The following is a 12,727-nucleotide window of genomic DNA, read 5'->3' on the forward strand; positions in this document are numbered from 1 at the left end:
CTTGCTTGCCTATACACGCATAGGTGCCGGAATATTTCTACTTTTATAGTATGTTAACTGAACAAGCAGCTATTGAACTACAAAAAGACCTTCGGAAGCAATTGATAATCAATGACCAGTTGCCAACTGATCTAAAACTCATAGCCGGGGTGGATGTGGAATACGACAAAGAAACTGACCTGATAGCCGGTGCTATTGCAGTACTGGATTTTCACACACTGGAGGTAAAGGCTGTGGCTACCCATGTGATGCAGGTGACTTTTCCTTACATCCCGGGTTTATTTTCATTCAGGGAAATGCCTGTCCTGCTGGAAGCCTGGAAGAAACTGGCACTGCATCCTGAGCTGATTGTATGTGATGGCCACGGCTTGGCTCATCCAAGGCGATTTGGACTGGCTTGTCACCTGGGGATAGTGCTGGACCTTCCTACATTGGGATGCGGGAAAACACGCTTGTTTGGCGATTATGAGCCCGTGGCAGAAGCCCGGGGAAGTATCTCTCCTTTGTTGGCAGAAGATAACCGGGAGCAGCTTGGTAATGTATTAAGAACACAGGCCGGCATCAATCCTGTTTTTGTATCTCCGGGGCATAAGATCAGTATCCCTACCGCTACGGACATCGTATTGAAAATGGCGCATGAATACCGTTTGCCCGAAACCACCCGCAAAGCGGATCATTATGGCCGGGAAGCGATGCTGGCGTATAAGAATAACTATTCTTCTTCTATATAAATCTCGCCAGGATTACGATAAGCGTATTTCAGGTTGAGGGTAGAGGTAATGACTTCCAGTATATAGTCAAGTGCTTGGTTTTCAAATACGCTGGATATTCTTAGATCTGCCATAGCAGGGTTTTGCAGCACGATCTTTTTATGGTAAGCCATGGAAAGCCTTTCGATAATGCTGCCCAGTGTATTGTTGTCAAACGTAAAGTGATAGTTTTCAAGTACCAAAGCGCCTGCTTTATAGTATCCCATCTGGCCGGCGGTAATAATTATTTCTTTGGAGGCTTTATTCATTTTTACCTTTCCGCTGCTCACCTGCACAGTGACGAGCGAATCGTTTTCTTCTACATGAAAAGCGGTGCCTAGTACGGTGATTTGCACAGGGCCTGCCTGCACCATGAATGGTTTTGCCGGATCGTATTTTACATTAAAGTCACCGTTTCCTTTCAGCTGAATGGTACGGTTGTTATAGCTGATGCTTCCGCCGGGTGTTATTTTGGCAACGGAGCCGTCGGGTAGTGTTTGTGTAACCGTTTGCTGTGTAGCGGCGATGGTGATGGTGGCCGGTTTCCTGAGTTGCAGCCATAATAATGCAACGGCTGTCAGCAGGCAGGCTGCCGCCGCTACCCATGGCAGGATGCGTATTTTTCGGCGGGGTCGGGAGATGGTTTGTTGCCAGATGGCTTGTAAATCTGGTTTTGAATAAGGGTGAGTGCTGGCCATCTGCCATGCATCCCAGCTGGCATTGAAAAGGCTGGCGTTGTCCGGATGGCTGTTCTTCCAATCATCAATCGCCATTGCTTCTTCAGGGAGAGCCTCCCCGGCAAAGTATTTCGATAGCAGTTCGTCGGTGATTTGAATATTTGCCATAATCAGTGAAAGAATTTTTGAATGTCAGACAATAAACGAAAGGAGATCAGGAGCCAGAACCAGGTCCTGTCAGACAATTTCGTTCTTAAAGTACGGAGCGCCCTGCCCATGTGCGCCTCCACCGTTTTCAGGGAGATGTCCAGTTCCTTTGCAATTTCCGGGTAGGTCTTTTCCTCAAATCTGCTCTTGTAGAATACCTCCCGGCACTTAGCAGGTAAATCGTCCATTGCTGATAAAACTTCCTGTTTTAGCGCCCGGTAGGATAGTTGCTCTTCATTGTCCGATGTAGTGTATTCCTGTCCCTTTACAAACTGATGATAATGCCGCTCCCGGGTTTGCCGGCTTTTAATCCTGTTCAGGCAGTGATTATGTGTAGCGGTATAAAGATAAGCCCGCACTGATTGAGTGATGGAAAGCGTCTCTTTCTTCTCCCACAGGTGCATAAAGATCTGTTGCACCACATCTTTTGCCTCATCATTGTCGTTCAGCAACGTATAGGCGTAACGATGCAGTGCTTCGAAATATTCGAAGAAATATTGCGCTATGGCATTGCTATCTGATAATTTTTCTTTCACGAATGCCCAAAGGTAGACAACAGGGAAGAACAATTACCCTTAGAGGTGTAGTTATTTTCGGGGGAGAATACTTTTTTCGGGATACTACTGTACCCTTACCGGGGAGCGGATCAGTTCCTTTCGCCAGGATTCCAGGCTTTTATGGATGTATTTCTCTTTCGTTCATTTTCTAAGGTTAATAGCTTAAATTAGGTGGAGCAAATGTACGGATAACTTTAAACCTGGCAGGGTGATGACTGTCTAATCCGGGAGTTGTATTCAATATGAAGTTTGATTCAAAATGAAGAATTGATATAAATAGACTCGTATTCAAATTCAACCACCATTATTCTCCTTCATATGCAAAACAAGTATCTCGTATCCATGGTGCTTTGCCTGCTGGCATTGCAACCCTCTTTTGCCCAGTCCCTGGGAAATATAGATCAACGGGAAGTCGCTACGAACTTTATGGAGTATGTACAGGATGGCAGGCCGGACAGGGCAGCGACATTACTGGATCAGACAAAAGTGAAATACGACGATCATTTGAAGTCGAGCATGAAAGGGGCGGCCGAGAGTATCCGGGATGTGGCAGAAATGACTATACCGGCGGTAACGGCGATGAAGACAGATAGCACGGTGTTTTTCAGGTGCCGGTATTATGCGCCAAGAGATAAATTCCCTGATTATTACCAGGTGGATATTCAATTTGCAAATGAGAATTCCTTAAAGATCAGCAAGCTAATATTTTATGACAGGGCTACCCTGGTCAAAATGCAAACGGAGAAGAAAGATTAAGGTGTTGGATGATTTTATTTATAGAAAATTGAAATAGAAATAATGCCGGAAGGGGAATCACTATAATGATTCCCTTTTTTTTTATATTTTTCATTCAATGAAACAGCGCTTACTTTCCCTAGACTTTTTTCGCGGCGTTACGGTAGCCGGAATGATCCTCGTGAATAATCCCGGCGACTGGGGCCATATCTACGGCCCACTGGAGCATTCCAAATGGAATGGCTGTACGCCGACTGACCTGGTATTCCCATTTTTCCTCTTCATGGTTGGGGTAGCGGTATCTTTTGCCCTGAGCAGCAGGCGGGAAGACCCTGCCCTGCATAAATCCCTCATTCTCCACATATTTCGCCGTGCGGCTATCATATTTGGCATCGGACTGGCTTTCGGACTCATTCCTAAGTTCGACTTCGCACATGTTCGTATCCCGGGTGTATTGGCCAGGATTGCGGTCGTATACCTCATTATTTCCCTCCTGTATCTGAAGACCAGCAGCAAAACCCGGATCTGGATCTGTGGTGGTTTATTAATCGTATACTACCTGCTTATGACCTTTGTACCTGTACCGGGTGTAGGTTTTCCCAACCTGGAACCGGAAACTAACCTGGGTGCATGGCTGGACAGGACGATTCTTACGCCGGATCACCTCTGGAAATCATCCCGTACCTGGGATCCTGAAGGGATATTGAGTACCCTGCCTGCGATCGGTACCGGTTTGCTGGGGATTATGGTAGGCGATTGGGTGCGCAGGAAGGATAAACCTGAAGCAGAGAAAGTGGCCTGGTTATTTACAGCAGGTTTTATCGCTGTACTGGCAGGATTAATATGGGACGGCTTTTTCCCGATCAATAAACAATTGTGGACAAGTAGCTTTGTGTTGTTTACAGCTGGCTTAGCCAGCATGGGACTGGCCCTGTGTTACTGGCTGATAGATGTACAGGGATATAAAAAAGGTACAGCACCATTTGTGGCCTTTGGTCGTAATGCGATTACGGCTTATGTACTGTCCGGACTGGTACCAAGAATACACAGCATACCCTCTTCCCTGTTCATGCCTTTGTTATCACCGCTGAATGCTTCTCTGGCAGCGGCTATCACATTGGTATTACTCATGCTTATACCTGTATGGATTATGTACAAGCGAAATATTATCGTGAAGATTTAAGCAGTTTTTTGTATTATTAAGCGTCTTCCAAAATTTAAGCTCATGCAATCGGAGAGTCACGTATTATGGTGGAATGCGTTTAAACAGGGGGACTGGGATGCCTTTACCGCTCTCTATGGAGAGTTCTACGAACTATTGAATAACTATGGGCGAAAGTTCACGCGCGATGAAGACCTCATCCATGATGTAGTGCACGATCTTTTTGTAAGAATATGGACTACGCGTCAACGCCTGGGTGAACCTGTATCTGTAAAAAATTATTTGTACAAAGCATTCCGTTCTACCTTATTCCGTAAGATCCAGTCTCTTTCCAAATTTGTGGAACTGGACGGGGAAGGCAATGGTTTTACCGTCAACTTTATTCCTGATGCCTCTTTCAGGCAGGAAGAGCAGGAGCTGAGAAAGCAGGTAATTGAAATGGTGAATACTTTGCCTGCCAGGCAACAGGAAATCATCTTCCTGCGATTTTATGAAGGTATGTCCTACGAAGAGATCTCTGTTATTATGGACATCAATATGAGTTCCACGTACAAGTTATTATATAAAGCCCTCGATAACCTCCAAAAGGCCTCCAACAAACAAACCTGGCTGCTGATATGCTGCCTTTTTTTCCTGCTGAAAAATATTTCTAAAAAAATTCCGATTCCGGAGGGATAATTTTTACTATGTCATGTATAATACCAATAAACAGGGGATAGCGTGATGAACAATGATAAATATTTAGACTATTCACTACAGGATTTTTTGGACGATGATGCCTTTATTAAATGGGTATCAGGTAAAGAACAAGACCCTGTAGCAGCAGAATTCTGGAGCGAATTCCCTGTACTGTATCCTGCAGCAGCTGCCAACTTTAAGTTTGCTGTTACTGTGATCCGTTCCTATCGGTCACAGGAGTTCTGGAACAATAAAGATAACAAAGCCCGTGTACTCGAAAGGATCACGGCTACTATAGCAACTCAGGGTGCGCGCCCTGTACGCATGCGTTGGTTGAACAACTGGGTGCGTGCAGCAGCTGTAGCCCTGGTAATCACTGCCGGTGGATTTATGATTGTGAATCATTATTCACGGCCACACATGGAGCAGGTAGCAACTGGTTATGGAGAAATGAGAACAGTGACCTTGCCAGACCACAGCACCGTAACACTCAATGCATCATCTGCCATTTCATTCAATGAAGAATGGAGTGACAAACAAGCAAGGGAAGTATGGATAGAAGGGGAGGCCTATTTCGATGTAAAGCATATCAACCGAACCGGCCCCGGCCAGCAATTTATAGTACATAGCAATGGTATTAGTATAGAAGTACTGGGTACATCCTTCAATGTAAGAAGCCGTCATGGCAGAACCAAAGTTGGATTGATCACCGGTAAGATCAAAGTAGATTATAATAAGGATCGCTCGCTCGTCATGTTGCCCGGAGACTATGTGGAATACGCAGACAATAAATTATCAGTAACAAGAAAATTAGATAAGCCCGAGAAGATTAAGCGCTGGACTGAGATACAGCTTACGTTTACAGATGCCACTTTAGGTGAGATCATAGAAACACTGCAGGATAACTATGGCTATACCGTAAAAGTAGCGGATGCCTCACTCAGGAAGTTAAAGATTGAAGGAGATATTAACGTAACGAATGTTGAAGAACTCTTAACCGTAATTACCACTACGCTAAACGTAACAATTGATCGTCCTTCCAAAAAGGAACTGGTCATCACATCAGGAAAGTAAAGGGAGTACGCGGAGGAAGCGCGTATAAACAGTACACGTAAAAAAAAACTAATGAACATCTTAAACCAAAATCTACTTTTGGGGCTGCTTTCCTGTGCCCTGCTACCAGGTATTGCTGCACCTGTCAGCGCACAGACGCCCGCAATGTATGCTTCCGTGAGGCAGACAGATAATATCCCATACCACAAGGCAGGAACAATGTCACTTAAAGATGCATTGGTAAGGCTGAAAAAGCTGCAAAATATCCGTTTCGCATACAGAGAGGGACTGCTGGATGGCAAAATGGTACCTGCTGATCTTGTAGACAGAGCAGAAACAATGGAGGCAGAAGCTGCCTTAAAATTATTACTATCTGATTTCGCACTCGGTTATATGCGTGTCAATAAGACACAGTATTCTATTTATAACAGTGATGCGAATGCAACTATTCTCAATTACAATTCTCTCTTCGCTGATAAACTGAAAGGTAAAATTACCGGCCCTGATGGTGTACCTGTACCTGGCGCTACTATTTCTGTAAAAGGTAAATCTTCTATCGCTACTGTGGCGAATGAAAAAGGGGAATTCGAACTCAACCTGAAAGATGCTACCCTGCCGGTTGTACTGGTGGTTTCATCTATTGGATTTGACAAACAGGAGATCACTGTAAGCAGTGCCACGGATCTTGTGGGTGTATCACTGGTGGAATCCAATAAAGCACTCTCTGAAGTAGTGGTAACTGCATTGGGTATCAAAAAGGATAGGAAAGCGCTGGCATATGCGGTAACCGAAGTAAAGGGTACTGATTTCACACAGGCCCGCGAGGTGAACATTGCCAATGCGCTGACAGGTAAAGTTGCCGGTGTGAACGCAACCAGCCTTGCAAGTGGCCCTGGTGGTTCCAGCCGCGTGATCATCCGGGGTAACACTTCCCTGAATGGAGATAACCAACCCCTGTATGTTGTAAATGGTATGCCTATCGATAACACAACGCCGGGTGGTAGCCCTACCACAGGTGGCGGTGGTCAGAACGTAGACCGTGGTGATGGTATTGGTGGGATCAACCCTGATGATATCGAAACCATCAGCGTGTTGAAAGGTGGTACTGCTGCGGCCCTGTATGGTTCCCGCGCTGCAAACGGGGTGATCGTGATCACTACCAAAAAAGGTCGTGCCCGCAAAGGTATAGGTCTGGATTACAATTCTACTTTTACTGCTGAAACACCAGCTGTGTATCCTGAATGGCAATATGAATATGGCCAGGGTGATGGTGGTGTAAAACCTAATTCACAGTCACAGGCAGTGACCTGGGGCCGCCGTAGCTGGGGAGCTAAGATGGATGGTCAGAATTACATCGCATTTGATGGGAAGGAACATCCTTATTCTCCACAGAAAAATAATATCAAAAACTTCTACCGTACAGGTGCTACCTATACCAATACTGTCGCTTTCAGCGGTGGTAATGAATCAATGAATTTCCGCTTCTCGCTGGCTAATACCAACAGTAAGAGCATCGTTCCGAATTCAAAGTTTGATAGAAAAATTGCAAACCTGAACCTGAATGCTGTACTGGGTAAGAGACTGAGCATAGAAGCAATAGCGCAATACAATGTAGAGAATGCCACAAACCGTTCCAGTTCCGGGGATGCTACCGGCAACCCCAACTGGGGCGTATATATGATCGCGAATACAGTAGATATCCGCTCACTGGATCCAGGTTATGATGCAAACGGTCGTGAAATACAGTGGAACGAAACTGCCTATGCTTCCAACCCTTATTTCGTAGTGAACCGCTTTAAGAACAATGATACCAAGAACCGTTTCATTGGCCAGGCAAGCGTAAAATACGACCTGATGAAGAACCTGTATGTGAAAGGAAATGTCAGCCGTGACTTCTTTAACTACGACTATGTAGGCATCCTACCTACCGGTACCGTATATACTACAAATGCGACGGGTGAATACAGTGGTTTGAGAAATGCAGTATCAGAAACCAACTCTATGCTGACTGCGAACTACAATACCAGGCTGGCCGGAAAGATCGGGTTGAATGTACTGGCAGGTGGTAACGCACGCCGTTACAAATCAAATTCAACATTGATCACTGGTACACAGTTCATCATTCCGTTCTTCTATAGCTACACCAACTTAAGTACTGTAACTACTACACCGGCAAGAAATAACGTAGCGACCAACTCTGTATTCGGAGCAATAGATATGGATTATAAGTCCATCCTGTTCCTGAACTTCAGCGCCCGCCAGGACTGGTTCTCTACTTTAAGCCCACAGAATAACCACATCTTTTACCCTGCAGTAGGTACAAGCTTCATCCTTTCTGATGCAGTGAAATTGCCTAAAGCCATAAGCTATGCCAAATTACGTACATCATGGGCACAGGTGGGAGGCGCTACACCTGATCCCTACATCTTAAACCAGAGTTATACCATGGTACAGGGTGGACATGCCGGCCAACCTGTGCAGACAGTGACCCAGTCCGGTGGTGCAAACCTGGTCACTAATCCCAACCTGAAACCACTCACCGCTACTACTTTTGAAGCAGGTGTGGAAGCTCAGTTCCTGAATAACCGTGTAGGTTTTGATATCACTTACTATAGTAAGCAAACCACGGACGACATTTTAAGTACTGCAATTTCTACTGCAACCGGTTATAATAAGGCCCTGCTGAATGTAGGTAAATTGTCTAACAAAGGTATTGAGGTACTGCTGACAGGTACCCCTGTAAAGTCTAAGAACTTTACCTGGAACGTGAGCTATAACATGGCTTACAACAAGAGTGAGGTGATCCAGCTGGCAGCAGGTCTGACCACCCTGGAGAAAGCGACCAGCGTAGGTAGCTGGGCATTCGTACACGATGCTGTAGGTCATCCTTATGGTGTGATCAAGGGCTATTCCGTAGCGAAAAATGAAAAGGGTGAAACCATTTATAACAGCGCTACCGGTTATGAGCAGAAGAGTGCACTGAAATACTTAGGAAATGGTGTACCACCACTGACCATGGGTTTCAGCAACACGTTCAGATATAAACGCCTGTCTCTGGATATATTGGTAGATGGTAAGTTCGGTAACAAAGTATTTTCTGTAATGGATGTATACGCTACCCGTTTCGGTCTGCACAAGAAGACCCTGGCAGGTCGTGAAAACGGGCTGGCCCTGAGCGGTGTAGATCAGAATGGTAATCCTTATGCGAAGACAATTCCTGTATCTAACCTGCGTCTTTACTACGACAATACAAAGAACTACACAGATCAGTTCATGTATGATGGTAGTTTTGTAAAACTGCGGCAGGTGGTATTTAGCTACCAGCTGCCAGTACAAAAACTGAAGATCGTGGAGAGTGCTTCCCTGTCTTTCGTAGCGCGTAACCTGCTTACCCTGTACAAGCAAACGGACAACTTTGATCCGGAATCCAGCTACACGAACGGTAATGCGCAGGGCTTCGAAGCGTTTGGTATACCACGCACCCGGAGCTTTGGTCTGAACCTGATGGCTAAATTCTAATTGTTCATGTTACACACTCGAATTATGAAAATGCGTTTTAACTTTCTGATATATACAGCCATCGCAGCGATGTTAACGATGCAGTCCTGCGACAAAGGCTTCGAAGATATGAATGTGAATCCGGATGCGTCAACGAACATTGTTCCGGAATATATGTTCAGCAAGTCATTGCTGGATGCCCTGAACAATAGCTGGTTTGCGACTGATGTACTGGCCTGCAGCGGATCTATGCAGCAGTTTGCAACTTACAAAGATGTACCGGGTATAGGGGATAAATATTATTTTCAACAGGGTACCTATCCATATGACTTTTTTACAACGGGGTATCCTAATGCTGTGAATGAAATATCCACAGTGATCAACGCACTTGATGCATCAGAAACCAACAAATTGTCTATTTCCCGTATCTGGCGTGCATTTATCATGAGCCGCCTTACGGATCTCTATGGTGATATTCCTTATTCTGAAGCAGCAAAGGGATATACCGGTAATGTGTTTACACCTAAGTACGATGCGCAGCAGGCCATTTATGCTGACATGCTGAAAGAACTGGATGAATCTGCAACGGCGCTGGATGCTTCCAAAGCTACTTTTGGCCCGGGTGATTATATCTACCAGGGTAATGTAAGCAGGTGGAAGAAATTTGCTTACTCGCTCATGCTGCGCCTGGGCATGCGCATGTCAAAAGTAGATGCGGCGTCTTCCCAGGCATGGGTCCAGAAAGCCATTGCAGGTGGTGTGATCACTGATGATGCGGACATTGCTACCATGAAGTATACAGATGGTACTGCGCTAAACAGGAATCCAAGAGCGGCTGCACTGATATCAAACGACTATGGTGTAGCAGATGGTAAGAGTAACACAGAAGGAGGTAAACTGGCGCAGACCTTCATCAACATGCTGAAGAACAATAATGACCCGCGCCTGAATGTAATCGCGATTGTATGGAAAGATGGTAAGGCAGATACGACGACTGCTTTACAATCAGGGATGCCAAATGGCTTGTTGCTGAAGCCGGATAATTTTGTTACTTACTCAGAACCGAACCCTGCCACCATTTTACAATACACAGCGCCGATTATCGTGATGAGTGCTGCTGAAGTAAACCTGTACCTGGCAGAAGCGGCTGTAAGAGGCTGGTATGCCGGAGATGCGGCTGCTTCGTTTGCCAATGCAATTGGGGCTTCTATGCGCAACTGGGCAAAGTTCGGTGCTGCCGGTGTGATTGCTGACAGCAGGATCACTGCTTACCAGGCGGCACATGTACTGGCTGGTACTACTGCACAGCAACTGGAAATGATCGGGAATGAATACTATGTATCACTGTTCCTTGATGGGCAGCAGATCCATGCTAACTGGCGTCGTTTGGGTTATCCTGCAATCATCCCGGTGAACATTCCTGGTAACATTACCGGCGGTTCGATTCCCCGCCGCCTGCTGTATCCGCCTTCTGAAGAAAGTGTGAACGCTGCAAGTTTGCAGGAAGCCGTGAACAGACAAGGCGCTAACCTGATGACAACCCGCGTATGGTGGGATAAAGAATAATCCTCTCAAATTTTCTATCATGCAAAACCAAAGAAGATCAGTATTAAAGAAGATGTTGGCTGCGGCAGCCGGGTTCACCGGAATCAGTGCTGTTGCAAAAGCAGCCGGCGCTACACTACCTGCCACTACTGAAAATGGAAATGTAGTATATGACCAGGAAGTACCTTTGTTTTCCAGCTTCAAAGTACATGGCAATACCGTATACATTGCTGGTATCGGTGCTCATTTTGATGGCGATATCAAAGCACATACTGATCATGTGCTGAAGGAGATGGAAGCACAGTTAAAAAAGGCAGGTTCTTCGATGGACAAGGTGCTGAAGGTAAGTGTATTCCTGCATGACCTGAACGACTACAAGGCTATGAATGAAGTGTACAGGGGCCGTTTTGGATCGAATCCTCCGGTAAGAACTACCGTAGCTGTATATGGAGGAGTGCCGGGAGACTCTCTTGTAGAGATGGACTGCATCGCATCGCTATAACAATAGTTCCCCCTTCTCTACGGGATCGCTTCTTAAAGCGATCCCCCTTTCTTCTTACTTTTTATTTTACTACTCATGAACCGCAGAGACTTATTGAAAAATATGTCTGTGATCCCTGTATTCGGGGCTTTCGCAGGCAGTGCCAGTATATTGCCATTAAGCGCCACAGCCAATACTGTTGCTAAAGATTATTTTAAAGAACTGGGTATTCGCACCTTTATCAATGCTGCCGGTACTTACACGGCTATGACGGGTTCGCTCATGCGCCCCGAAGTGATGAATGCCATTAACTATGCTTCCAAAGATTTTGTTTTACTTGATGAGCTGCAGGATAAGGTAGGCGAACGCATAGCGCAATTGCTGAAATGTGAATATGCCACTGTTACCTCCGGTTGTGCATCTGCCATGACGCTGGGTGCAGCAGGTGTGCTCACCGGTATGGATGAAAAGAAGGTAGCACAGCTGCCTCATTTGGAAGGTACAGGTATGAAAACAGAAGTGATCATTCAGCGCAAACATGATATTGCATATGCACATGCGCTGAAGAACACAGGGTTAAAGATTGTCTATACGGATACGAAGGAAGACCTGATCAATGCTATCTCTGACAAGACGGCACTGATGTACTTCCTGAATGCAAATAATTTTGACGGACCGGTGCAGGTAGAGGAGTTTCAGAAAATAGCCGCGGCGCACAACATTCCTACGATGATAGATTGTGCAGCAGATGTACCTCCTGTGGAAAACCTGTTTAAGTACACTAAGATGGGGTATGACCTGGTTTGCTTTTCTGGTGGTAAGGGAATTCGGGGTCCGCAGAGTGCTGGTTTACTGCTGGGCAGAAAGAAATACATCCAGGCAGCGCGTCTCAGTGCACCGCCAAGAGGGAACACCATTGGTCGTGGTCTGAAAGTAAATAAAGAAGAAATACTCGGTATGCTGATAGCGCTGGAAACCTACCTGGCTACCGACCATGATAAAGAGTGGAAGATGTGGGAAGCACAGGTAAAACTGATCGGAGATGCTGCGACTTCAGTGGGTGGTGTGAAGACGACAGTGAAAGTACCGGCTATTGCCAATCATGTACCTACACTGCATATAAGCTGGGATGAGAAAAAAATTCCTGCTACAGCTGCCCAGTTAAAAGAAAAGCTGAGAAGCGGTAATCCATCTATCGAAGTTGCTGATGGGGAAAACCAGCATGCCATAGCCATTACGACCTGGATGCTGGTACCCGGACAGGAAAAGATAGTCGCTGCAGCGCTCAAAAAGGCGCTGACAGAAAAGGCACTTGCAGAAACGCATGGCTGATAAATTGGAGTGTGTCTAGTCACCTACAGGGAGTCTTTTGGGGCTCCCTGTTA

At 45.8% G+C, this 12,727-nt stretch carries 11 protein-coding genes; 9 read left to right on the forward strand and 2 right to left on the reverse strand.

Annotation, left to right across the window (positions count from 1 at the left end):
* The first annotated feature begins 50 nt into the window (after nucleotides 1-50).
* Entirely contained in the window at nucleotides 51-731 is a 681-nt protein-coding gene (nfi, locus tag U0033_RS28605) for a deoxyribonuclease V (RefSeq protein ID WP_072361560.1), read from the forward strand.
* On the opposite strand, the gene U0033_RS28610 is transcribed toward nfi, so the two are convergent.
* Together U0033_RS28610 and U0033_RS28615 are read right to left on the reverse strand one after the other, a co-directional pair.
* The gene (locus tag U0033_RS28610; RefSeq protein ID WP_072361563.1) at nucleotides 713-1,594 is read right to left on the reverse strand and encodes a FecR family protein; all 882 of its coding nucleotides are present in this window, start codon (nucleotides 1,592-1,594) and stop codon (nucleotides 713-715) included. The genes nfi and U0033_RS28610 overlap by 19 nt on opposite strands.
* Before the next feature lie 2 nt (nucleotides 1,595-1,596).
* Nucleotides 1,597-2,169, reverse strand: coding sequence for an RNA polymerase sigma-70 factor (locus U0033_RS28615; protein WP_072361566.1), 573 nt, complete (start codon nucleotides 2,167-2,169; stop codon nucleotides 1,597-1,599).
* A gap of 339 nt (nucleotides 2,170-2,508) precedes the next feature.
* On the opposite strand from U0033_RS28615, the gene U0033_RS28620 reads away from it, so the two are divergent.
* The 8 genes from U0033_RS28620 (at nucleotide 2,509) to U0033_RS28655 (ending at nucleotide 12,674) form a co-directional block, all read left to right on the forward strand.
* The gene (locus tag U0033_RS28620; protein ID WP_143150731.1) at nucleotides 2,509-2,946 is read left to right on the forward strand and encodes a hypothetical protein; all 438 of its coding nucleotides are present in this window, start codon (nucleotides 2,509-2,511) and stop codon (nucleotides 2,944-2,946) included.
* 97 nt (nucleotides 2,947-3,043) lie between these two features.
* On the forward strand, nucleotides 3,044-4,108 hold the full coding sequence (locus U0033_RS28625; protein ID WP_072361572.1) for an acyltransferase family protein: 1,065 nt from the start codon (nucleotides 3,044-3,046) through the stop codon (nucleotides 4,106-4,108).
* Nucleotides 4,109-4,150: 42 nt separating this feature from the next.
* A complete protein-coding gene (locus U0033_RS28630) occupies nucleotides 4,151-4,765 on the forward strand; it encodes an RNA polymerase sigma factor (RefSeq protein ID WP_072361575.1) in 615 nt (204 codons plus the stop codon).
* 45 nt (nucleotides 4,766-4,810) lie between these two features.
* Nucleotides 4,811-5,839, forward strand: a complete 1,029-nt coding sequence (locus U0033_RS28635) for a FecR family protein (RefSeq protein WP_072361578.1) — start codon at nucleotides 4,811-4,813, stop codon at nucleotides 5,837-5,839.
* A 51-nt stretch (nucleotides 5,840-5,890) separates the two neighbouring features.
* Nucleotides 5,891-9,337, forward strand: coding sequence for a SusC/RagA family TonB-linked outer membrane protein (locus U0033_RS28640; RefSeq protein ID WP_072361581.1), 3,447 nt, complete (start codon nucleotides 5,891-5,893; stop codon nucleotides 9,335-9,337).
* A gap of 30 nt (nucleotides 9,338-9,367) precedes the next feature.
* Nucleotides 9,368-10,882 (forward strand): SusD/RagB family nutrient-binding outer membrane lipoprotein, encoded by a 1,515-nt coding sequence (locus U0033_RS28645; protein WP_322518606.1) that lies wholly within the window; start codon nucleotides 9,368-9,370, stop codon nucleotides 10,880-10,882.
* A gap of 19 nt (nucleotides 10,883-10,901) precedes the next feature.
* The gene (locus tag U0033_RS28650) at nucleotides 10,902-11,363 is read left to right on the forward strand and encodes a RidA family protein (protein ID WP_072361587.1); all 462 of its coding nucleotides are present in this window, start codon (nucleotides 10,902-10,904) and stop codon (nucleotides 11,361-11,363) included.
* Between the two features lie 75 nt (nucleotides 11,364-11,438).
* Entirely contained in the window at nucleotides 11,439-12,674 is a 1,236-nt protein-coding gene (locus U0033_RS28655; RefSeq protein WP_072361590.1) for an aminotransferase class V-fold PLP-dependent enzyme, read from the forward strand.
* Nucleotides 12,675-12,727: the final 53 nt, after the last annotated feature.

It is taken from the genome of Chitinophaga sancti (genome assembly GCF_034424315.1).
In the GTDB taxonomy this organism is placed as follows: domain Bacteria; phylum Bacteroidota; class Bacteroidia; order Chitinophagales; family Chitinophagaceae; genus Chitinophaga; species Chitinophaga sancti.

Excerpts from the sequence above, each read along its gene's own strand:
- nfi (WP_072361560.1), top strand. The coding sequence starts at position 51 with ATGTTAACTGAACAAGCAGCTATTGAACTACAAAAAGACCTTCGGAAG.
- U0033_RS28610 (WP_072361563.1), bottom strand. The coding sequence starts at position 1,594 with ATGGCAAATATTCAAATCACCGACGAACTGCTATCGAAATACTTTGCC.
- U0033_RS28620 (WP_143150731.1), top strand. The coding sequence starts at position 2,509 with ATGCAAAACAAGTATCTCGTATCCATGGTGCTTTGCCTGCTGGCATTG.
- U0033_RS28625 (WP_072361572.1), top strand. The coding sequence starts at position 3,044 with ATGAAACAGCGCTTACTTTCCCTAGACTTTTTTCGCGGCGTTACGGTA.
- U0033_RS28630 (WP_072361575.1), top strand. The coding sequence starts at position 4,151 with ATGCAATCGGAGAGTCACGTATTATGGTGGAATGCGTTTAAACAGGGG.
- U0033_RS28635 (WP_072361578.1), top strand. The coding sequence starts at position 4,811 with ATGAACAATGATAAATATTTAGACTATTCACTACAGGATTTTTTGGAC.
- U0033_RS28640 (WP_072361581.1), top strand. The coding sequence starts at position 5,891 with ATGAACATCTTAAACCAAAATCTACTTTTGGGGCTGCTTTCCTGTGCC.
- U0033_RS28645 (WP_322518606.1), top strand. The coding sequence starts at position 9,368 with ATGCGTTTTAACTTTCTGATATATACAGCCATCGCAGCGATGTTAACG.
- U0033_RS28650 (WP_072361587.1), top strand. The coding sequence starts at position 10,902 with ATGCAAAACCAAAGAAGATCAGTATTAAAGAAGATGTTGGCTGCGGCA.
- U0033_RS28655 (WP_072361590.1), top strand. The coding sequence starts at position 11,439 with ATGAACCGCAGAGACTTATTGAAAAATATGTCTGTGATCCCTGTATTC.